Annotated in this window: 19 protein-coding genes and 1 rRNA gene; 4 read left to right on the top strand and 16 right to left on the bottom strand. The window is 49.7% G+C overall.

What is annotated here, in order from left to right:
- The 7 genes from MAQ5080_RS07070 to murJ all read right to left on the bottom strand — a co-directional run.
- Positions 1–79, bottom strand: a 16S ribosomal RNA gene (locus tag MAQ5080_RS07070); the annotation flags it as partial.
- A 319-nt stretch (positions 80–398) separates the two neighbouring features.
- Positions 399–1,352, bottom strand: a complete 954-nt coding sequence (gene ispH, locus MAQ5080_RS07065) for a 4-hydroxy-3-methylbut-2-enyl diphosphate reductase (protein ID WP_067207548.1) — start codon at positions 1,350–1,352, stop codon at positions 399–401.
- Complete coding sequence (locus tag MAQ5080_RS07060; protein ID WP_067207551.1) at positions 1,352–1,777, bottom strand: FKBP-type peptidyl-prolyl cis-trans isomerase; 426 nt, start codon at positions 1,775–1,777, stop codon at positions 1,352–1,354. The genes ispH and MAQ5080_RS07060 overlap by 1 nt, the downstream gene beginning before the upstream one ends.
- Positions 1,767–2,273, bottom strand: a complete 507-nt coding sequence (gene lspA, locus MAQ5080_RS07055; RefSeq protein WP_231870804.1) for a signal peptidase II — start codon at positions 2,271–2,273, stop codon at positions 1,767–1,769. Before lspA ends, MAQ5080_RS07060 begins: the two co-directional genes overlap by 11 nt.
- A gap of 5 nt (positions 2,274–2,278) precedes the next feature.
- Positions 2,279–5,101 (bottom strand): isoleucine--tRNA ligase, encoded by a 2,823-nt coding sequence (gene ileS / locus MAQ5080_RS07050; RefSeq protein ID WP_067207556.1) that lies wholly within the window; start codon positions 5,099–5,101, stop codon positions 2,279–2,281.
- Positions 5,102–5,132: 31 nt separating this feature from the next.
- Positions 5,133–6,062, bottom strand: a complete 930-nt coding sequence (gene ribF, locus MAQ5080_RS07045) for a bifunctional riboflavin kinase/FAD synthetase (RefSeq protein WP_067207560.1) — start codon at positions 6,060–6,062, stop codon at positions 5,133–5,135.
- Between the two features lie 98 nt (positions 6,063–6,160).
- On the bottom strand, positions 6,161–7,720 hold the full coding sequence (gene murJ / locus MAQ5080_RS07040; RefSeq protein WP_067207563.1) for a murein biosynthesis integral membrane protein MurJ: 1,560 nt from the start codon (positions 7,718–7,720) through the stop codon (positions 6,161–6,163).
- A gap of 225 nt (positions 7,721–7,945) precedes the next feature.
- Between murJ and rpsT the strand changes: the two genes are divergently transcribed.
- Positions 7,946–8,209 carry a 30S ribosomal protein S20 gene (gene rpsT / locus MAQ5080_RS07035; protein ID WP_067207566.1) on the top strand — a complete coding sequence of 88 codons (264 nt, stop codon included), beginning with the start codon at positions 7,946–7,948 and terminating at the stop codon, positions 8,207–8,209.
- A 59-nt stretch (positions 8,210–8,268) separates the two neighbouring features.
- Here the strand turns inward: rpsT and MAQ5080_RS07030 are convergent, their stop codons facing one another.
- From MAQ5080_RS07030 to rplU, 5 genes are all read right to left on the bottom strand, one after another.
- Positions 8,269–8,631, bottom strand: coding sequence for a diacylglycerol kinase (locus tag MAQ5080_RS07030; RefSeq protein WP_067207569.1), 363 nt, complete (start codon positions 8,629–8,631; stop codon positions 8,269–8,271).
- Between the two features lie 14 nt (positions 8,632–8,645).
- Positions 8,646–9,770, bottom strand: coding sequence for a glutamate 5-kinase (proB, locus tag MAQ5080_RS07025; RefSeq protein WP_067207572.1), 1,125 nt, complete (start codon positions 9,768–9,770; stop codon positions 8,646–8,648).
- A gap of 22 nt (positions 9,771–9,792) precedes the next feature.
- Positions 9,793–10,983, bottom strand: coding sequence for an Obg family GTPase CgtA (cgtA, locus tag MAQ5080_RS07020; RefSeq protein WP_067207575.1), 1,191 nt, complete (start codon positions 10,981–10,983; stop codon positions 9,793–9,795).
- Positions 10,984–11,091: 108 nt separating this feature from the next.
- Complete coding sequence (gene rpmA / locus MAQ5080_RS07015; RefSeq protein WP_055462841.1) at positions 11,092–11,352, bottom strand: 50S ribosomal protein L27; 261 nt, start codon at positions 11,350–11,352, stop codon at positions 11,092–11,094.
- Between the two features lie 37 nt (positions 11,353–11,389).
- Positions 11,390–11,698: a 50S ribosomal protein L21 gene (rplU, locus tag MAQ5080_RS07010; RefSeq protein ID WP_067207579.1), complete on the bottom strand. Its 309-nt coding sequence runs from the start codon at positions 11,696–11,698 to the stop codon at positions 11,390–11,392.
- Positions 11,699–11,981: 283 nt separating this feature from the next.
- Between rplU and MAQ5080_RS07005 the strand changes: the two genes are divergently transcribed.
- Complete coding sequence (locus tag MAQ5080_RS07005; protein ID WP_067207582.1) at positions 11,982–12,971, top strand: polyprenyl synthetase family protein; 990 nt, start codon at positions 11,982–11,984, stop codon at positions 12,969–12,971.
- Here the strand turns inward: MAQ5080_RS07005 and MAQ5080_RS07000 are convergent.
- Complete coding sequence (locus MAQ5080_RS07000; RefSeq protein WP_197464576.1) at positions 12,955–13,896, bottom strand: alpha/beta fold hydrolase; 942 nt, start codon at positions 13,894–13,896, stop codon at positions 12,955–12,957. The genes MAQ5080_RS07005 and MAQ5080_RS07000 overlap by 17 nt on opposite strands.
- 275 nt (positions 13,897–14,171) lie before the next feature.
- Here MAQ5080_RS07000 and fabA point away from each other — a divergent pair, with 275 nt between their 5' ends.
- Both fabA and fabB read left to right on the top strand, forming a co-directional pair.
- Entirely contained in the window at positions 14,172–14,687 is a 516-nt protein-coding gene (gene fabA, locus MAQ5080_RS06995; protein ID WP_067207589.1) for a bifunctional 3-hydroxydecanoyl-ACP dehydratase/trans-2-decenoyl-ACP isomerase, read from the top strand.
- 30 nt (positions 14,688–14,717) lie between these two features.
- Positions 14,718–15,932 carry a beta-ketoacyl-ACP synthase I gene (gene fabB, locus MAQ5080_RS06990; protein WP_067207592.1) on the top strand — a complete coding sequence of 405 codons (1,215 nt, stop codon included), beginning with the start codon at positions 14,718–14,720 and terminating at the stop codon, positions 15,930–15,932.
- A gap of 108 nt (positions 15,933–16,040) precedes the next feature.
- Here fabB and MAQ5080_RS06985 read toward each other — a convergent pair whose 3' ends face one another.
- The 3 genes from MAQ5080_RS06985 to MAQ5080_RS06975 are packed head-to-tail and all read right to left on the bottom strand — an operon-like array spanning position 16,041 to position 20,860.
- Positions 16,041–16,775 (bottom strand): lysophospholipid acyltransferase family protein, encoded by a 735-nt coding sequence (locus tag MAQ5080_RS06985; RefSeq protein ID WP_067207595.1) that lies wholly within the window; start codon positions 16,773–16,775, stop codon positions 16,041–16,043.
- A gap of 30 nt (positions 16,776–16,805) precedes the next feature.
- Complete coding sequence (locus tag MAQ5080_RS06980; protein ID WP_197464577.1) at positions 16,806–17,909, bottom strand: 1-acyl-sn-glycerol-3-phosphate acyltransferase; 1,104 nt, start codon at positions 17,907–17,909, stop codon at positions 16,806–16,808.
- Positions 17,910–17,938: 29 nt separating this feature from the next.
- Positions 17,939–20,860 carry an insulinase family protein gene (locus MAQ5080_RS06975; protein ID WP_067207601.1) on the bottom strand — a complete coding sequence of 974 codons (2,922 nt, stop codon included), beginning with the start codon at positions 20,858–20,860 and terminating at the stop codon, positions 17,939–17,941.
- Positions 20,861–20,867 lie beyond the last annotated feature (7 nt).

Below are 20,867 nucleotides of genomic sequence, written 5' to 3'. Positions count from 1 at the left end.
ATTCCTGTTACCGCTCGACTTGCATGTGTTAAGCCTGCCGCCAGCGTTCAATCTGAGCCATGATCAAACTCTTCAGTTTAAAAAGCTTGCTCAAACTCATGAATCACGTCTGACTTTAACTATATTCTTCAACCCTAAGATTAAAGAACGTAAAGCGAATTGACATGGTCACTTGCTTAAGACTTCAAAGTTTTTGAGAAGTCTCCAGCGAGCGCCCACACAAATTATCTGATTATCTATTTTAAAGAGCGTTGACACATTTACTTACCGTTTCCAGTTCGCTTCGCAGTCCGTTGTGGTCTGCCGTGTCAGTGGGTGCGTATATTACCGTCGCGATTTTTTAATGCAAGCACTTTTTAAAAAAAGTTTTAATAAATTAAAAGTGCCTGCATTAGGGGTTATTGCACTTCAACAATACGCAGTTCTTTTGGCATCGAGAAAGAGACATTCTCTTCACGACCTTCTAGCTCACGCGGATCTTCACCGCCTTCAGCCTTGAGTCGCTCAATCACCTCGTTAACCAATACTTCTGGAGCTGAGGCCCCAGCGGTAATACCGACCGCTTTAATACCGTGCAACCATTCCGGTTTGATCTCACTGGCATTATCAATCAAGTAAGCATGTGTGCCCATGCGCCCCGCCAGTTCACGTAGACGGTTTGAGTTAGAACTGTTCACTGAACCAACCACTAGAACAAGGTCGCATTCCTGCGCCAAGGTTTTCACCGCGTCTTGGCGGTTTTGCGTGGCATAGCAGATATCGTCTTTCTTAGGACCACGAATATCTGGGAAGTGTTGACGCAGGGCGTCAATGACCACCGAGGTATCATCCATCGATAACGTTGTTTGCGTTACAAACGCTAAACGTGAAGGATCTTCTACCGTTAAAGACGCCACATCTTCAGGTGTTTCCACCAAGTAAATAGCGCCGCCTTTAGAAGCATCATATTGCCCCATGGTGCCTTCTACTTCTGGATGTCCATCGTGACCGATCAAGATACATTCCATGCCATCGCGGGAATAACGCACCACTTCCATATGGACTTTGGTCACCAATGGGCAAGTTGCATCAAACACTTTTAAGCCTCGACGATCCGCTTCATTACGCACCGCTTGAGAAACACCATGGGCACTGAAGATCACGATCTGATCGTCTGGCACTTGATCCAATTCATCAACAAAGACCGCACCGCGCTCTTTTAAGGATTCCACCACGAATTTGTTATGTACTACTTCATGACGTACATAAATCGGTGCTTCAAAAAGATCCAAGCAGCGCTTTACGATTTCAATAGCACGATCCACTCCGGCACAAAAACCGCGCGGATTGGCTAGATGAATAGCAAATGACATTACGCCTCCTCTACCGCGACGATTTTGACACGGTACGTTAAGGTATGGCCGGAAAGCGGATGATTAAAGTCGACCTCTACTTGGCTGTCGCCAATCGACTTAATCACACCAGGCAGTTCGTTCTTGGCCGAATCCGAGAACGACACCACCATGCCTTCCTCAATGTCCATGCCAAACTGGCTACGCGCCATGGTTTGAACATTGCTAGGATTGTGTGCGCCAAAGGCTTTTTCTGGCGGCATGGTGAAGGTTGCTTCTTCATTGGCGGATAGGCCTAGAAGCACAGCTTCAAAATCAGGCAATAGACTGCCGTCGCCGTAAGTGAATTGGGCCGCACTGCCATCGAAGTTTGAATCGATGACTTGGCCATCTTCTAGGGCCAATTCAAAGTGCAACGTAATACGGCTTTGTTCGTTAATCGTCATTCTGTTTACCCTCGGGACTTTTTTGAAACAGTCCCTCAACCAGCATTAACACGACACCAATGGTGATGGCACTGTCGGCTATGTTAAACGCAGGAAAATACCAAGTGGATTGCCAATGGACTTGTATAAAGTCAATCACATGCCCATACGCCAAGCGATCGTGCAAATTACCAATTGCACCCGCCATGATTAGAGTAAGGGATAGGGCTTCAAGTTTATGGGCATGGCCTATTTTGGATAAGCGCCAACTGATCCCCACAACTACCGCGATAGCAATCAAAGAAAAGAACCAACGCTGCCAACCACCCGCTTCCGCTAAAAAGCTAAAAGCCGCACCGGTGTTATAGCGCAACGTTAAATCAAAGAAGGGCAGCAGAGGAATCTCCTGCCCATAGTGTAAATTCGCCTCTACGCTCTGTTTGGTCACCCAATCCAGAGCGTAAACAGCGATTGCCAGCGCCCACCAGCGCTGGACTCGTTTTAGCATCGCTGTCATAAGCATTAAGCGAAGTGGCGTTGTTCGCCCTCGCCTTCCGGCAAGTTCGAGATACAACGATCACACAACTCTGGGTGTGCTTCACGCTTGCCTACTTCTTCACGGTGGTGCCAGCAACGCGTACATTTCTCGTACTCAGTGACAGCAACCGCTACCTTTAGGCCTTCCAGCTCAGTTTCTACTGCGTCAGCCGGTGCCTCCGCTAGAGAAGCCACTTTCGCTTCAGAAGAGATCAATACGAAACGCAGCTCATCGCCTAGCTTCGCCAATGTTTCTTGAAGAGCAGCATCCGCGTAAAGCGTGATCTCTGCACTTAGGCTGGCTTTGATCTTGCCGTCTTTACGAACCGCTTCTAGCACCTTGTTAGTCGCCATCTTCGCTTCTAGTACTTGCTTCCAGAAATCACGACCTAGGGCTTCATCACCACTTAGCTCGAACAGACCTTCATACCAAGTGTCTAGGAATACCGACTCACCACGCTCACCTGGTAGAGACTGCCAGATTTCGTCCGCAGTGAAGCTCAAGATTGGTGAGATCCAACGCGTGAAGGCTTCAGCAATATGGTACAACGCCGTTTGTGCAGAGCGACGCGCTAGGCTGTCTTCTTGCGTCGTGTACTGACGGTCTTTGATCACGTCTAAGTAGAAACCACCTAGGTCCAAAGAGCAGAAGTTTTGCACCTTCTGTACCACAGAGTGGAACTGGTACTCGTTGTACGCTTCATCAATTTCTTTCTGCAGCTGTGCTGCACGGTCAACGATCCAACGATCTAGCGCGATCATATTTTCAGGCGCCACTAGGTCTGTTGCTGGGTTGAAACCACTTAGGTTGGCCAACATGAAACGAGCCGTGTTACGGATACGACGGTAACCGTCCGCCACACGTTTTAGGATTTCATCAGATACGGTCATTTCGCCCGTGTAGTCGGTTGCCGCTACCCATAGACGGATAATATCGGCACCTAACGTTTCCATCACTTTTTGTGGTGATACCACGTTGCCAAGTGACTTAGACATCTTACGGCCGTCACCATCAACCGTGAAGCCGTGTGTTAGTACGCCTTTATATGGCGGTACACCACGGATCGCGATCGATGTTTTCAAAGACGATTGGAACCAACCACGGTGCTGATCCGAACCTTCTAGGTAAAGATCCGCAGGGAAGCTTAGTTCGTCACGCTGATCGATTACTGAGTAGTGCGTCACACCTGAGTCGAACCATACGTCTAATGTGTCGGTTACCTTGCTGTACTGGTCAGCTTCTTCACCTAGCAGTTCCGCTGCATCCAATTCGAACCACGCATCCATACCTTCTTTTTCGATACGCTGCGCCACTTCTTCGATTAGACGTGGCGTCTCTGGGTGAAGTTCTTGTGTTTCTTTATTGATGAACAGTGCAATTGGCACGCCCCATGTACGCTGACGTGACACACACCAGTCTGGGCTATTGTTCAACATACCTTCCATGCGGTTTTGACCCCAAGAAGGTGTCCACTTCACGCCCTTCACCGCCTCTTTGGCGTCGTCTAGTAGACCTTTCTCATCCATGCTGATGAACCACTGTGGTGTGGCACGGAAGATCAAAGGTGTTTTCGTACGCCAGCAGTGTGGGTAGCTATGGAAAAGTTTAGACTGGAACACCAGTGCATCGTTGCGACCTAGCGCTTCTAATACCGCGTCGTCTACCTTGTAAACGTGCATGCCTGCGAACTCGCCTGCCGCATCAGAGTAGACACCGTTATCTTGTACTAGGTTGATGGTGCCAATACCGTTAGCACGGCCAACATTAAAGTCGTCGACACCATGGTCAGGTGCGGTGTGTACACAGCCTGTACCGGCGTCCGCAGTAACGTGATCGCCTAGAAGAACAGGGATATCACGTTCCATAAATGGATGGTTAAGTACAAGACCAGCAAGATCTGCACCCACTGCACGGCCTACGATACGGTAGTCTTCATGACCGTAGCGTTGCATGATGCCTTCCACCATGTCTTCGGCAAACACCAGACGCTCTTTACCCGCACCCATGTCTACTTCCACTAGGGCGTAGTTGAATTCTGGATGAATCGATACCGCCTGGCTCGCTGGCAGTGTCCAAGGCGTGGTGGTCCAGATCACAACGGATACTTTGCCTTCGCCTGCTACGTCAGAGAATTTGCCAAGGAATGCCGCTTCGTCTTGTGGTGCGTAACGCACGTCTAGGGACAAAGACGTTTTGTCTTGGTATTCCACTTCCGCTTCCGCTAGTGCAGAACCACCCACCACACTCCAGTAAACTGGCTTGAAGCCTTTTACTAGGTGGCCGTTTTCAGCGATCTTGCCTAGTGAACGTACGATGTTGGCTTCGGTTACGAAGTTCATCGTTAGGTATGGGTTTTCCCAATCGCCCATCACGCCCAGACGGATAAAGTCTTTCTTCTGCTCTTCTACTTGCGAGTAAGCGTACTCACGGCATTTCGCGCGGAAATCTTTGAACGACACTTTGTCGCCCGCTTTACCGATCATTTGCTCAACTTTGTGCTCGATCGGGAGACCATGACAGTCCCAACCAGGAATGTACGGCGCATCGAATCCACTAACGGTTTTAGATTTAACAATAATGTCTTTGAGGATTTTGTTAACCGCGTGACCAATGTGAATACTGCCGTTGGCATATGGAGGGCCATCATGAAGAATGAAAGATTTACGGCCTTTGCTTACTGCTCGTACTTTGTTGTACAAGTCCATATCTTGCCAGCGTTTTAGCATCGCTGGTTCACGTTTTGCCAAGTCACCGCGCATAGGGAAAGCGGTTTCTGGCAAATTCAGCGTTGATTTATACTCACTCATGGTTATTCGATTTATCCTCAAAGATCATCGGTCACTGATTGGAGAAAAAGCGTAGCGCTTCTTCTTTATCACATTGAATTTGCTTTTCCAGTTCTTCCAGGCCGTTCATTTTGCGCTCTGGACGAATAAAGTGGCGGAATGTCACCTCTAAATAGCGGGTGTACAAGTCGCCACTGAAATTAAATAGGTGCACCTCAAGGATTGGCGTCTTGCCATCCACTGTAGGGCGGACTCCGATGTTGGCCACACCAGAGTATTCTCGACCATCCACTGGCACCGTCACGGCATAAACGCCTGATAAGGCAGGCGTCACACCTTTTAAAAATACATTCGCGGTAGGAAAACCTAAACGACGCGCTAACTGCTGCCCGCCGACCACACGACCACCCATAGTAATGGGATGCCCCAGCATGGCTTCAGCAGACACCATATCACCTTGATTTAGGCGTTGTCTCACCAGCGAGCTACTGATGCGCGAACCTTCCCCATTTAGAATGGACGAGGTACTTTCCACATCAAAACCGTGTTGCGAGCCGAAGGCTTCGAGGTAATCGAAGTTACCTTGGCGATCGCAGCCAAAGCGGAAGTCATCACCGACGACTAAATGTTTAACGGCCAAACCATCGTGCAGTACTTGCTGGCAAAAAGCGTTAGCGTCTAGATTGCGCAAGCGGCTGTTAAACGGCATGCACAACACATAGTCGATACCATGCTTGGACAACAAGGCAACTTTGTCACGCAAACGCGACAAACGCCCCGGCGCATCCTGCGGCGCAAAAAACTCACGCGGCTGCGGCTCAAAGATCATAATCCCAGACGGCGCCTGATAGTGCTCAGCCAACGACTTCACTCGGTCTAGGATCGCCTGATGACCAAGATGTACACCGTCAAAATTACCAATTGTGAGCACGCCATTACGTTGCGCTGCTTGGATATTGTGAATACCCCGAACCAGTTCCATATCACCTCGTACCGGCAAAAACCTATTAGCCGCTGAAAAAATAACCGCGATTATATAGCACTCCCCCACGCAAAGGTAGGGAGCAAGTTCATGACAACTTAATCTTGGGCACGCAAATGACGCATTCTAAGGCCCGCCAACAGCAAACCGAGGCCATAGACCAACACGCCGACACACACCACCAGCAACATATGCTGCACCCGTTGCCAGCTAGAAATCTCTGTCCAGACAATATTTAAACTGTCATAGAACCATAACCAGGCCAACAACAGTGCCGAGCCCAATAGCAACACTCTCAGCAGTAACCACCACTCTTTAGAGAAGCGATGGCTACCATCACGATGCAAACCAATCCATAACAGTAATGCATTCAATGCCGCAGACAAGCTGGTCGCCAGCGCCAAGCCCACGTGCCCGAACGGCCATACTAGGATCAAGTTAAACACCATATTGGCCACCATAGCGATCAGACCAATCTTCACCGGCGTCTTGGTATCTTGGCGCGAGTAATAACCTGGCGCCAACACCTTGATCAACATCATAAACACCAAACCAATGGAGTAGGCCTGCAAACTCATGGCTGCCATTTCCACATCGTAGGCCGTCAGCTCACCACGATAGAACACGGTCGCGATAATCGGCTTCGCCAAAATACACAACGCCAAGGCCGATGGCACGGCTATTAACAACAACAAGCGCAAGCCCCAATCAAGGGTATCGGCGAAACGCTCGCCCGACTGACTCGAGTGACTGCGCGACAAGGACGGCAAGATCACCGTACTGATGGCGATGGCAAAAATCCCCAGCGGCAATTCATAGAGACGGTCCGATAGATACAGCCAGGTAATGCTGCCGGTTTCCAGCAGCGAGGCCAGTACCGTATCCAACAGCAAGTTAATCTGCCCTACTGAGACACCAAATAATGCCGGCCCCATCAGTAACAAGATACGCTTCACCCCAGGATGGGAGAAACCAACGGTTGGGCGCGGCAATAGTTTCAAACGCGCTAAGAAGGGCACTTGGAACAGCAACTGTACGAGTCCTGCGGCAAACACCCCCCAAGCGATGCTTAGCTCCGCCTGACTGGCACTGGTGGCAAAACCTAAGGTTGCCACCAACAAGGAGATATTTAAGAAGATTGGCGTAATCGCTGGCACGCCGTATTCGCCATGGGCATTTAGAATGCCGCCCGCCAACGCCGTCAGAGAGATGAAGAGCAAATAAGGGAAGGTAATGGTCAGCAAACTGGATGCCAGCGCCAATTGCCCAGGGTTATCGGCGAAGCCTGGGGCAAACACATACACTACCCAAGGGGACGCGGCCATAAATACTGCCGTGACCGCCAGCAACACCAAACTCAGCGAGCCCGTCACCGCCGCGATCAATTCACGCACGGCGTCATGCCCCTCATTAACGCGGTAATCACTTAATACCGGCACAAAGGCTTGGGCAAACGCCCCTTCGGCAAACAACCGGCGGAAGAAGTTAGGAATCTTAAACGCCACATAAAACGCATCGGCGCCAGCACTGGCCCCCAATACAAAGGCCAATGCCGCATCTCGCGCCAAACCCAGAATACGCGAAGCGAATGTACACAAAGAAACCAGCAAACCAGAACGCAAAAGCGATCGAGATTTAATCGATTGGGAGTCTGACATAAGATCATGTTCTAGCGATAAATTTGGCCAAGAATAGCATTTAGCTGGTGACCAAACAGCCAAAAAATGTACTTTTCACTACTAATAATGTACGTTTGGGGTTGTAGCAACGCCAAAAGCTGGTAAAATCCGCCGCGAGATTTTCAAGTTTAAACTTGACATTCACAAGCGATTCAACAGCCCGTTGTGTCGTTTTAATTATTGAAAGATTGAAGGAGCCAGACTGTGGCAAACTCCGCCGGTTCAAAAAAACGTGCGCGCCAGGCGATCAAGCGTCGCGCTCACAATGGTAGCCTGCGCTCTATGGTGCGCACATACTTGAAAAAAGTAGATGCAGCTATTGAAGCAGGTAACAAAGAAGAAGCTCAAGCAGCATACGTTGTAGCGACATCTAAGCTAGACAAAGCTGCTGACAAAGGCCTATATCACAAAAACAAAGCAGCTCGTCATAAGAGCCGCTTGAGTGCTAAAATCAAAGCACTGGCCTAATCCCATAAAAAAACCGGCTTGCGCCGGTTTTTTTATGTCTGTTAACTGAGTGCCAGCACTCAGTTAAACAGTAAGAATAGCCACACCACGCCCGCCAAGCTTAAACTCAGCATCACCGCCGCTGACCCCAAATCCTTTGCACGACCAGACAACTCATGCTTCTCGTCACTGATGCGATCGACCACCGCCTCGATACTAGAGTTGATAGTTTCCACCACCAACACCAAACCGACCGAGAAAATCATCAGCGCTTTTTCTAGCGCCGTGTCCCCTAGCCACAAAGCCAATGGCAATGCGACTAAGAACAACCATACTTCTTGGCGAAAAGCCGCTTCATAGCGCCATTGTGCTCGCAATCCTTGATAAGAATAACGCGTCGCATCCAATACCCGCTCTAACCCAACTTTACCTGGCTTTGCCATGTTTACCGCTTCCTCTAATTAACCACTAAGTCATCGCGGTGAATCAGTTCTGGCTCGCCTTCATAACCTAGGATTGCAGCACGCTCAGTAGACGGTTTACCCAGCAGCTTGAGCGTTTCTGCAATGCTGTAGTTCACCAAACCTCGTGCCACAATGCGACCACCCTGATCCACACACATCACCATGTCACCACGAGAGAAGGCCCCTTCGGCATCTTTAACACCCACCGGCAATAGGCTGGTGCCAGACTGACGCAGTGCCCGCACCGCGCCATCGTCGATGATCAAAGTACCACGACTCTTCAGGTGACCCGCCAACCATTGTTTACGCGCTGACAGACGGTCATGCTCTGGCTGCAACCAAGTACCGATAATCTCACCATTGGCTACTCGCAGAATGACGCTGCCCTCACGACCCGATGCAATCACCGTATGCGCACCAGAACGCGCCGCTAAGCGTGCTGCGCGTACTTTGGTCAACATACCGCCAGTACCCAATACCCCAGCGCCACCGCTGGCCATTGCGTCTAAGCCCTCATCGCTAGCCGAAGCATGCGAGATTAATGTTGCATCTTTATGATCACGAGGATTTTTATCGTACAAACCTTTTTGGTCCGTTAAGATAATCAGGGCATCGGCTTCCACTAGGTTCGCCACTAGGGCCCCTAGCGTGTCGTTATCACCAAACCGAATCTCATCGGTTACAACCGTGTCATTCTCGTTAATAATAGGTACAGCACCCAGGCTTAGCAGGGTACGTAGGGAAGATCGAGCGTTAAGGTAACGGCGACGGTTTGACAAATCTTCATGGGTTAACAGGATTTGCGCCGTACACAAGCCATGCACTTCAAAGTGAGATTCGTAAACGCCCACCAGCTCACTTTGACCTACGGCCGCAGCAGCTTGCAGTTCGTTTACCTGGGTCGGTCGTGAGGAGAAGCCTAGGCGTTTCATACCAGCAGCGATGGACCCTGAAGACACCAACACCACTTCCTTGCCCTGAGCACGCAACTGCGCAATCTGAGCCACCCATAGGCCAATGTTTGCGACATCGAGGCCTTGGCCATCGTTGGTTAACAAAGCACTGCCTATCTTCACAACCACTCGCTGAGCGGATGCAATCTTCTCTCTCATTTCCATTTACTGCTTATCTCACTAAAAGTTAACGAACGTACTCTACGTCCACATCGTAATCGTCATCATCAAAGTCATCGTCGTCTTCTTGTGCAGCACGACGACGGTTAGCACGCAATAGACGAATACGCTCACGACCCTCTTCATCGATTAGGTCACGGATCGCTTTTTCTTCCGCTTGCGCCTCTTCGTCATTGGTCAAGGTTTCACGCATTTCATCCAATGCGGTCATTAGGTCAAGACACAAGACTTCTGTACCTTCTGCGGCAATCGCAGAAATACGGTAAGTTTTACCTTCCCAGCCCAGTGCATCGATCACGGCTTGGCAACGCTCTTCACGTTCCTCTTCTGGCACCATGTCCAGCTTGTTCAAGACCAACCAACGATCACGCTTCTCCGCCAAGGTTGGCGAGAATTCCTGCAATTCGTTTACAGCAATCACTGCAGCTTCCGCTGGGGTAATCTCATCCCACGGTGCCATATCAACGATGTGTAGCAAGATGCGGTTACGCACCAAGTGCTTCAAGAAACGAATACCAAGACCGGCACCCTCTGCCGCACCTTCGATGATTCCAGGAATATCGGCGATCACGAAGCTCTGGTGCTTCTTCACTTTGACCACACCTAGGTTTGGCACAAGCGTTGTAAACGGATAGTCCGCCACTTTTGGCTTGGCAGACGAAACTGAACGGATAAAGGTCGACTTACCTGCGTTTGGAAGACCTAGCAAACCAACGTCTGCCAATACCTTCATTTCAAGCTTAAGGTTACGCTCTTCACCTTCCGTACCTTTGGTCGTCTGACGTGGGGCACGGTTAGTACTCGACTTAAAGCGCGTGTTACCTAAACCTTTATGACCACCTTGAGCCACTTTCAGGCGCTGGCCGATCGAGACTAAATCACCTAGCGTTTCGCCGGTGTCTTCATCAATCACGGTCGTACCCACTGGCACTTTCACTTCAAGGTCTTCGCCTTTCGAGCCGGTCATATCGCGACCCATACCACCTTGGCCGTTTTCCGCGATATATTTCTTCGTAAAGCGGAAGTCGATCAGTGTGTTCAGCGAATCATCCGCCACCAAATACACACTACCACCATCACCGCCATCGCCACCGTCTGGGCCACCTTTCGCGACAAACTTTTCTCGCCAGAAGCTTAAAGCGCCGTTACCACCTTTACCTGCGCGAACGTAAATCGTGGCTTCATCAACAAATTTCACAAAATCACCTCTTAGGTGCGTTATCAGAACTCAGTGGCACTGATTATAGAATTTTTCCAAAAAAAAAGCCCCGCGTTGCGGAGCTCTTTTTGATAATTCGCTAAGCGATTAGGCAGCAGCTACGACAGAAACTGTACGACGCTTGAACTTACCTTTAACTTCGAATTTCACTTGACCTTCAGCAACAGCGAATAGAGTGTGGTCTTTACCAACACGTACGCCTTCACCAGCGTGGAATTCAGTACCACGTTGACGAACTAGAATGTTACCTGGTACAACAACTTGGCCGCCAAAGCGTTTAACACCTAAGCGTTTCGACTGACTGTCGCGACCGTTTTTAGTACTACCACCAGCTTTTTTGTGAGCCATGATTTACTCCTAAATATTGAATCTTTAAACGCTTAAATTACTTGATGCCAGTAATTTTAACTTCTGTGAACCACTGACGGTGACCCGCGCGTTTCATAGAGTGCTTACGACGACGGAATTTCAAGATCTTAACCTTGTCACCACGGCCGTGAGCAACAACTTCAGCTGTTACTTTAGCGCCTTCAACAACTGGCGCGCCAACTTTAACGTCGTCGCCGTTGCTTACAAGAAGAACGTCGTCGAACTCAACAGCAGAACCAGCTTCGATAGCTAGTTTTTCTACTTTAAGCGTTTGACCTTCTTGTACGCGGTATTGCTTACCGCCTGTTTTGATCACTGCAAACATTTTCTATCTCCAAATGAATTTGCCCGGCTACTGGATTGTATTTGACCTACTTCTAGTGGCTTACAAATGCAGGCCATTCAAAGACTTACACTTCACCATATGATAGGGAGCAAAAATATGGGCAAATCGGACGCCGAATTGTACAAAAGAGAACCAGCAAACACAACCCAAATCACACTGCTAGCAGTATTTTTACGGTTTTGGGTTGACCCCGTGTGGGAGCTTACCTAGCATGGACGCCTCTTGCTGTTCAGCTTGACTATATTTTAGCTTCGGAAGTTCCATGCAACCTACTAATTTTCATGACGTGGTGGCCGATGAATTCGGTCAGGTAAACGACTACATTGTTTCGCAACTTAAGAGCGAAATCCCTCTGATCGAACAAATTGGTTACTACATTATCAGCAATGGTGGCAAACGTTTGCGCCCATTGATGGTCTTGCTAGCCGCCCGTGCCGCACAGCCAGCTAATGGTCTCACCGAGACAACACTCAGCAACGCGGTAAAAATGGCCTCCATCATCGAGTTCATCCACACCGCGACATTGCTACATGATGATGTGGTCGATGAATCCGACATGCGTCGCGGCAAGAAAACCGCCAATGAAGAATGGGGCAATGCACCCAGTGTTCTAGTAGGTGACTTCCTTTACACTCGCGCGTTCCAAATCATGGTCGACGTGGGCAGCTTTCAATGCATGGAAATCTTGTCCGGCACCACCAACATCATTTCCGAAGGTGAAGTGCAGCAGTTGATCAACTGTGGCGATCCGGACACCACCGAAGATAACTACATCAAGGTGATTCAATACAAAACCGCAAAACTGTTCGAAGGCGCAGCCTTGTGTGGTGCGGTCGTTGCCGAAGCCAGCAGCGCACATCAAGAAGCCCTACGCCAATACGGCATGTACGTAGGCACCGCTTTCCAATTGATTGACGATGTCATGGACTATGTTTCAACCGCTGAAGAAATGGGCAAAAGCGTCGGCGACGACTTGGCCGAAGGTAAGCCTACGCTACCACTGATCTTCACCATGAAGCACGGTACCGACGAAGCCAAAGTACGCGTTCGCTCAGCGATCGAGACGGGTGGCCTTGAACAACTAGACGCTATCCTAGCCGATGTGCGTGACTGTGGTGCCATCGAATACACGGAAGATCAGGCCAAGCAACAATCTGAATTGGCCATTGCCGCGATCGCAGACCTACCAGACAGTGACTACAAGCAAGCGCTGATCAGCCTAGCCAACGCAGCGGTTAACCGCCGTAACTGATAATAAAGTCCGAGTGCGCCAGCGCTCGGACACCCTCTTCCCCGCGATCAATAATCGCTCGTACCAGTTCCGCCGTTTCCTTTGGGTACTGCATCATGAAGCAGTGGTCGCCCTGCACTTCAATAAAATGCAAATTTGGATTCAGTGTTTGTGCCAAGCGATAAGAGGTTTGGAACATCTCATGGGTCGCTGTGCCCCACAACACAAACGTAGGTGTGTTGATACTTTCTAAAGCAGGCCATAAGGAACGCGGCGAACTACCAAATAATGCCGCTTCCAGCCATGGCGGACAGTTTAACTCACGCTCTCCAGTCGCGTTGTCATGGGTCGAGGCAGACACATAATCCTGCAAACAGCGCTCTTGCCAACCGACAAAGGCACCACGACCACGTAAACTGTCGACCACTTCCTGAGCGTTTTGCCAATGGGTCCGACGACGCTCGGTTTGACGCACTAATAACGACTTACGCGACACCCCCTGCTGGGCTTGTGCCATCAACTGTTCAATCATCTCAGGCGGGTAGAAAGCAGGGTCTAGCAAAACATTTTTTTGGAACAGGTCTGGCTGCCGCGCACTCATCAGCAAAGTCATGCAACCACCAAAACTGTGCCCAAGCCCAATGACTTTCGACCAATCGTGCTCAGCGCGCTGTTGCATCAGTAACGATTGAAAACGCTCGGACGATCGCTCCCAGCCAACAAATGCTTCACCTGCCGGGGACAAGCCATGCCCCGCTGCGTCTTGCAACATAAGGTTATCCTGCGCCACGATGCCCTCTAGCAAGGCATCATAAGTGCGCACTGCGAAGCCGTTGCCGTGGAGAAAATGCAAAGTTTGCGAGGCGTCTTTAAGCAAATGTAGATGCACCGACAGTTGCCCATCTGTGACTGAAAAGTTTTGCTGTTGATAAGAAATTCTGCTCACTTTCGCTCCCATCGTATCGTGATACAGTTTAGAAAACTGCCTTAAGCTACCGACCTATATGCTAGCGGTTACTGCTCATGAGTGTAAATTTTGTCGTTTTGTAACGTAAATAGACAAAAAAAACGTACTTTTACCGACTCTCAATTGGTTTTTTTCCGCACAAACATTCATATTACTTCCCCGAACCGATATAATCTCATGGATTTTCATACTGCTAACTGGACCACGCGCTCAATTGCTTAAGTAAATAACTGGGCGGTGGAAATAGGACTATAATGACTACAGCTTCATCGTTTGAAAAAGACGAACTTTTAAAGTGCGGCTACGGCGAAATGTTTGGCGAAGGTAACGCTCAGCTACCTGTTGGCAACATGCTTATGCTAGACCGAATCACCAACATCTCTACTGAAGGCGGTGCATTCGGGAAAGGTGAAATCATTGCTGAATTGGATATCACCCCAGACCTTTGGTTCTTTGAATGCCACTTTCCTGGCGACCCAGTCATGCCTGGTTGTCTAGGTCTTGATGCTATGTGGCAGCTTGTTGGCTTCTTCCTAGGTTGGAAAGGCAACAAAGGTCGTGGCCGTGCATTGGGTTCTGGCGAAGTAAAATTCACTGGGCAGATTCTGCCAACCGCTAAAAAAGTAACGTTCCGTATTGACCTGAAGCGCGTGATCGAACGCAAGCTTGTAATGGGCATTGCTGACGGAAGTGTGTCTGTAGATGGTCGTGAAATTTACACGGCAAAAGACCTACGTGTAGGCTTGTTCACATCAACAGAAAACTTCTAAAAGATTAAGAGTATAAGAGGCACATTAGTTATGCGTCGTGTAGTTGTAACTGGCTTGGGCATTGTTAGCTGCCTTGGCAATGACAAACAGACAGTTCTTGAGTCCCTGCGTGAAGGCCGTTCAGGCATTCGTTTCGCGGAAGACTACCAAGAAAAAGGTTTCCGTAGTCACGTTTGTGGTCGTATCGACCTAGACGACACTGAAATCGACCGTAAAGTACGTCGTTTCATGGGGGACGCGGCAACTTACGCTTACGTATCTATGCAGCAAGCCATTGCTGACTCAGGTCTAGGCGAAGACCAAGTTTCTAACATCCGCACAGGTTTGATCGCTGGTTCTGGCGGCGCTTCGGCGAAAAACCTGGTGGAATCCGCTGACACACTGCGTGAAAAAGGCGTTAAGCGTGTTGGCCCATACCGTGTTACTCAAACGATGGGTAGCACCGTATCTGCGTGTCTTGCGACACCATTCAAAATCAAAGGCGTGAACTACTCGATCACATCGGCTTGTTCTACCAGTGCACACTGTATCGGTAACGCAATGGAGCTTATCCAATTAGGTAAGCAAGACGTTGTATTTGCAGGTGGCGGCGAAGAAGAAAGCTGGACACAAACGTGTATGTTTGACGCAATGGGCGCGTTGTCTTCTAAGTACAACGACACCCCTGAGAAAGCATCTCGTGCCTACGATGCCAAGCGTGACGGCTTCGTTATCGCAGGCGGCGGCGGCATTCTAGTTCTTGAAGAACTAGAACACGCTAAAGCTCGTGGCGCGAAAATCTACGCTGAAGTGGTAGGTTACGGTGCAACATCTGACGGCTACGACATGGTCGCACCATCAGGTGAAGGCGCAGTGCGTTGTATGCAAATGGCTATGAGCACTGTTGATGGCAAGATCGATTACATCAACACCCACGGTACCAGTACTCCTGCCGGTGACATGAAAGAACTACAAGCCGTTCGCGAAACATTCGGCTCTGAGATCCCAGTGATCAGCTCAACTAAGTCGCTATCGGGTCACTCTCTAGGTGCGGCCGGTGTACATGAAGCCATCTACAGCTTGCTAATGATGGAAAACAAATTCATCTGCGCTTCTGCCAATATCGAAGAACTTGATCCAGAAGCTGGTGACATCCCAGTGGCCGTGACACGTCAAGACGACGTTGAACTGACGCACGTTATGTCAAACAGCTTCGGTTTCGGCGGTACCAACGCCAGCCTAGTATTCAAAAAATACGAAGGCTAATCGTTCGCCAACGATTTCCAAATCAAAAAAACCGCACTTTAAAGTGCGGTTTTTTTATGTCTGCTATTTGATGTGTTTAATCTGATAGCAGGTGGATTAAGCAGCGCTTCATGGATACTGGCGCATCGCAGCGCGCATCCAAGTCTCCATTTCTTCATGAATCTGGTTAGTGTCTTTCCCTTCCACCTCAATCAAGGGACCAATCACTACCGTGATGGTACCAGGGTAACGGCGCCAAGTTCGACCAGGCCAAGCATGTCCTGCGTTATGCACAACCGGTAAGATCGGTGCTTTCGCCGAAGACGCTAACATCGCAGCCCCTTTGTTAAAGTCACGCTCTTTGCCAGGCAAAGTACGCGTTCCCTCGGGGAAAATCAGCACCGAGCGACCCGCTGCAATACGCTCCTTGCCTTGCTTCAAGATCTGCTTCAATGCCCCCGCACGTTTAGCACGGTCAATGGCAATCGGCTGCACCATACGCAAGCCCCAACCAAAGAAGGGGATCGACAACAGTTCTTTCTTCAACACCGTTGAAATCGGTGTCTTCAGCACCTGCAACAAGTAGGTTTCCCACTCACTCTGGTGGTTCGCTGCCAACACCACTGGACGGTCTTTCGCTGGCAGGTTCTCTCGGCCGATCACCTCAACTTTGACACCGACTACTTTGCGAAATATAAACAACAATAGGTGGTTGTGCACATTCAACACTGGCTGACGCCAGCTCGGTGGCAGCATCCAAGCGATCAACGGCGCCAACACGCCGGTAAAGCCAGTAAGCAGGCCATAGCACACCGCGAACAACAACGAGCCGATCAAAGCTCGCAACGAATTCCTAGGTTTCATAAAGCGCTTACTCCATATTGATTAAGCCAATTACAGGCCACGCTCTTGCTTTTGAATCAGTGGGTTGGCGTACATACGTAATACCGTCTCACGCAATTCTGCTGGGCAAGTCGCCATGTATTCATCAAATACAGAGTCACCACTTGGTTCGCCATTTAACACTTTCTGAGCCGCACTATTGGTCGACTGAATGGCGTAGGAACCAATGATTTGGCGATCCACTTCCGCCACCATCTCATCCGGAGTGGCACAGTTATGGTCAATCACATCACCAAAGGTGACGATGACTTTACCTTTACGGCCGACAATGCCCTTGCGAATGCTGTCGATGTCTTCAAACTCTGCTTTTTGATAAGAGCCTGTGGTCGACTTTTCGTGCAGTTCACGAGCCTTGTCAAAGGCACATGGATCGTATTCGTAGGAAATCGATACCGGTACGATCTTTAAGTTTTGCATGGCATCAGGAAAGGCGACTTTCTGCTTTTTCTGGCTCATGTAAAACATCTTGATGATCGCTGGATCGGTTTGATCAAGGCCATCTTTGGCGCGCCCTTCTTTCTGGGCGATCCAGATATTACAGTGCTCTTGCGTTAAGGAATGGGTGATGTAATCCGACAGCTGACCAAAGGCCGCCATCATTTCACGCACCCCATTCACCGAACGCTTAACAATAAAACTCTTATTCAAACGCATCAGGTCTGACACGAATGGACGACGCAACAAGTTATCACCAATGGCAATACGTACCGTATCCAACCCATTGAGATACAAGCCATAGTTCACAAATGCAGGATCCATAGCGATATCACGGTGGTTGGAAAGAAATAGATAGCCTTCGTTTTTGGCCAGCTTTTCAATACCACGGTACTCGACATTGCTGGTGGTGGTTTTAATCATACGTTCCATGTAATCGGCCACTTGCGTCTGGAAAGCGTGCACATCATTAATTTTGCGCACTTCCTTTTGCAAAACGTGCTTAACGACCATCGCTAAGAATCCACGTGTCCACTGTGGCCATTTAGTAAATTTGAAGCCGACAATCGTGTCGATAAAGTCGGGCGTATTTACCAAATTTTGTAACACCCCGGCGACCTCATCGTCGTTGTAAGGGCGTATGTCATGAAACTGATCCATTGAACTGTCCATTCAGGTTTAAGTTATCGTTATAGTGTACAAATCTCGAAGCCCGCTTCCTCTAACATGGCTTTGTTAGAAGCAGCTGTCACCACCGCTGTACTTTCATTCTCTTTTGTTAAGTAAAGCTTCGCCACGCGCTGTAGATCCTCGATGGTTACCGCCAAGACACCGGCACGGAATGCTTCACGGTAGGCTTGACTACGACGGTGCAGTTGCTGGAAGAAGTCACTTTGCGCTTCACCGGCTGGCGAGCTGGGTTTGTCCATCGAGCCGATCACACCCAACACAGCTTCTTCTAAAGCATCGTGTGAATGTTCGCTACTCAATAGCCACTCAATCGACGCATCAAAGTCTGCCAGCGTTTCTAACAAACGTGGGTCACGGTACGAGAAGAAGCGGAATGCGCCACAGCTGGCATCAAACGTTGCTCCACCGCCGTAGGCGCCACCTTGCTCACGAATCGCACGGTGTAAGTAACCGTTACGTAGGAAGCCGCCTAATACCGTTAGCACGGGGACGTCTGGGTGCTCACCAGAGACCGCTTTGAAAGCCTTGGCACAGAAACTCACTTGTGTCGCCGTGACCCAAGCTTGTTTCACGTTCTGGTCAATGGCAGGCAATGAGAAGTGTGAGACCTGCTCGTGGTTGCTGACAGTGTGCCAAACTGGCGTGATGGCTTCTAACAGAGACTCTTTATGATGCGGCTCCGCCACCAATAAAACTTGCTTCGCAGCGCCAGCAAGTTTGCTATGAATCGATTCTAGCGTGGTGCGCAAGGTGGTCATAGCGTTTGCATCAGCTTTTAGTGCATCATCTAAGGCAATCACATCACGAATACCAGTCATGCCGCCCCAAGCTTCTTGTTGCGCAGACAAACCAGACATGCCACTGGTTGCAGCACTCATGGCTAAAGCATGGCCTTGGCCTGTGATGGAACGCTCACGACGGGCACGGCGCTGAGCAATTAGTTCTTTAATACGCCCTGCTTCATCAAAACGCACATCATTGAAGGTCTGCGCCATCAACTCGGTCATGGCCGCAGCATTGGGTACCAAGGCCTTGGAACTCAGCACAAAGTAGCCCGCTACGCGTTGCTTATCGATCAGCTCGGGACGAATCGATGACGAAGCGCCTAGTCCACCACACACTTGCGCTTGGCGCGACTGGATTGCTAAGTAATCTTGCTCGCCAACTCCTAATTCCGTCACTAGGTAGCAGTACAGTGGCAGATGCTGGGTTTCTTGCTCTGTTAAGGCTGGTAACTCAGTCACCAACTGCTGATAGACCAAACCGTTGGTACCCTGTGGGTAGAAGGTAATCGGCAAACTCTCTGCCACTTTTTCGTTTTCGTATTCAGGTAAGCGCGCGGGCACATCTTCGAGGCCCACTTTTGGCAGAATACTCATATCATCAACCTGCTCTTGGCGCGCTTTCAGCGCTTGGCTACGCTCGATGATGTGTTGTTTTTTCTCGTCACTGAGTCCTGCTTTGATATGGCTAAGACGATCTTTTTCCGCTTGGTTACGGCGCGTTTCTAGGGCTTCATCAGGACTAAGTGTCAAGGTCACTCGGTGCGCATTCGACAACAGTAACTCACGTACCAAGGTCGGAATATAGTCTTCGTGCAGCACTTTCTCGCGCATGCTGTCGATCACTGGGTCTAGATCCAGCTGGGCAATCACATCGCCCTGGTGCACGGCCGTTGATAGCGCGGTTAGGATCAGCTGCAAGCCGTATGGGTAGCTGTCGCCACCGATTTCACGTTGACTCAACTCTAATTGGTGCAGCATGGCTTCCACCATGTCTTGGTCGACTCCATTTTCAGCGATGTCTTCTAGAGTTTGTAGAATCAGCGCTTCCACTTGTGGCGCGTTGTCACGTTTAACGCCTTCTAGACCACACATAAAGCTCATTTCTTTATTGCTGTCTTCAAGGCCACACATCGGCGATGGCGACGCCCCCAACTCAGAGTTTTCAAGGGCACGACGTAACGGTGATGCGGAGTTATCCAGCAGCACACTGGATAGCAACTGTGCTTCAAATTGTTGTGCAAGGTCGATGCTTTCACCTAGCAACCAACCCACCACCACATGGCTGCCATCTTCTTTGGCTTCGTCGGTGGCATAGCCTTCTTCCACACGTACTGGCGAGAAGTAACGCTTGGCATTGGGTACGCTCACTTGGTCGTCTAAACGCTCGAAGCGGCTCAGCACTTTGCTTTCGAATTCTGCCTGCAGCTCTTCTGCAGGAATGTCACCAAAGGTCATAAAGACGGCATTCGATGGGTGGTAATGCTTACGATAGAAGGCCATCAAATCGTCGTACGATAGATCTGGAATATCGCTAGGCTCACCGCCAGAGTTAAAGTGGTAGGTGTTGCTTGGGCATAGGTACTTGGTCAGTGCTTGCCATAAAACAGAGGTGGGCGAGCTCATCGCGCCTTTCATCTCGTTGAACACCACACCTTTAAAGGTCAGCTCCGACTCTGAATTGGTCGGCTCAGCAAACTCTAGGCGATGGCCTTCTTGAGAAAAGTCCAGTGGGTCCAGACGTGAAAAGAACACCGCGTCCAAGTAGACATCCAATAGGTTGCGGAAGTCTTTCTTGTTCTTACTGGCAAATGGGTAAGCGGTCCAATCGGATGAGGTGAAGGCGTTCATAAAGGTGTTCAAGGAACGACGAATCATCATAAAGAAGGGGTCACGCACTGGGAAACGCTCAGAGCCACAAAGTACCGTGTGCTCGAGAATGTGTGCGACACCAGTGGAATCCGTCGGTACGGTTTTTAGGCCAACTAAAAACACGTTCTCATCGTTGTCAGAGGCAATATGAAAATGCTTAGCGCCCGTTACCTTATGTTCGTACTCCTGCACCGTCACATTCAGTGCTTCAATAAATTCACTGCGAATGGCGCTAAATGCTGGGTGGTGTGCATTTGTCGTGGTCATAAATTAC

Source organism: Marinomonas aquimarina (assembly GCF_900089755.1).
Classification (GTDB): Bacteria; Pseudomonadota; Gammaproteobacteria; order Pseudomonadales; family Marinomonadaceae; genus Marinomonas; species Marinomonas aquimarina.
The sequence above is the reverse complement of the archived record's forward strand: the minus strand, read 5'-3'. Positions and strand labels throughout refer to the sequence as shown.

What these genes read in the sequence shown, in the direction of transcription:
- MAQ5080_RS06975 (WP_067207601.1), bottom strand. Translation starts at nt 20,860, where the DNA reads ATGACCACGACAAATGCACACCACCCAGCATTTAGCGCCATTCGCAGT.
- MAQ5080_RS07060 (WP_067207551.1), bottom strand. Translation starts at nt 1,777, where the DNA reads ATGACGATTAACGAACAAAGCCGTATTACGTTGCACTTTGAATTGGCC.
- ribF (WP_067207560.1), bottom strand. Translation starts at nt 6,062, where the DNA reads ATGGAACTGGTTCGGGGTATTCACAATATCCAAGCAGCGCAACGTAAT.
- ileS (WP_067207556.1), bottom strand. Translation starts at nt 5,101, where the DNA reads ATGAGTGAGTATAAATCAACGCTGAATTTGCCAGAAACCGCTTTCCCT.
- rpmA (WP_055462841.1), bottom strand. Translation starts at nt 11,352, where the DNA reads ATGGCTCACAAAAAAGCTGGTGGTAGTACTAAAAACGGTCGCGACAGT.
- MAQ5080_RS07030 (WP_067207569.1), bottom strand. Translation starts at nt 8,631, where the DNA reads ATGGCAAAGCCAGGTAAAGTTGGGTTAGAGCGGGTATTGGATGCGACG.
- lspA (WP_231870804.1), bottom strand. Translation starts at nt 2,273, where the DNA reads ATGACAGCGATGCTAAAACGAGTCCAGCGCTGGTGGGCGCTGGCAATC.
- MAQ5080_RS06985 (WP_067207595.1), bottom strand. Translation starts at nt 16,775, where the DNA reads ATGAAACCTAGGAATTCGTTGCGAGCTTTGATCGGCTCGTTGTTGTTC.
- fabA (WP_067207589.1), top strand. Translation starts at nt 14,172, where the DNA reads ATGACTACAGCTTCATCGTTTGAAAAAGACGAACTTTTAAAGTGCGGC.
- proB (WP_067207572.1), bottom strand. Translation starts at nt 9,770, where the DNA reads ATGGAAATGAGAGAGAAGATTGCATCCGCTCAGCGAGTGGTTGTGAAG.
- MAQ5080_RS06980 (WP_197464577.1), bottom strand. Translation starts at nt 17,909, where the DNA reads ATGGATCAGTTTCATGACATACGCCCTTACAACGACGATGAGGTCGCC.
- MAQ5080_RS07005 (WP_067207582.1), top strand. Translation starts at nt 11,982, where the DNA reads ATGCAACCTACTAATTTTCATGACGTGGTGGCCGATGAATTCGGTCAG.
- fabB (WP_067207592.1), top strand. Translation starts at nt 14,718, where the DNA reads ATGCGTCGTGTAGTTGTAACTGGCTTGGGCATTGTTAGCTGCCTTGGC.
- rplU (WP_067207579.1), bottom strand. Translation starts at nt 11,698, where the DNA reads ATGTTTGCAGTGATCAAAACAGGCGGTAAGCAATACCGCGTACAAGAA.
- murJ (WP_067207563.1), bottom strand. Translation starts at nt 7,720, where the DNA reads ATGTCAGACTCCCAATCGATTAAATCTCGATCGCTTTTGCGTTCTGGT.
- ispH (WP_067207548.1), bottom strand. Translation starts at nt 1,352, where the DNA reads ATGTCATTTGCTATTCATCTAGCCAATCCGCGCGGTTTTTGTGCCGGA.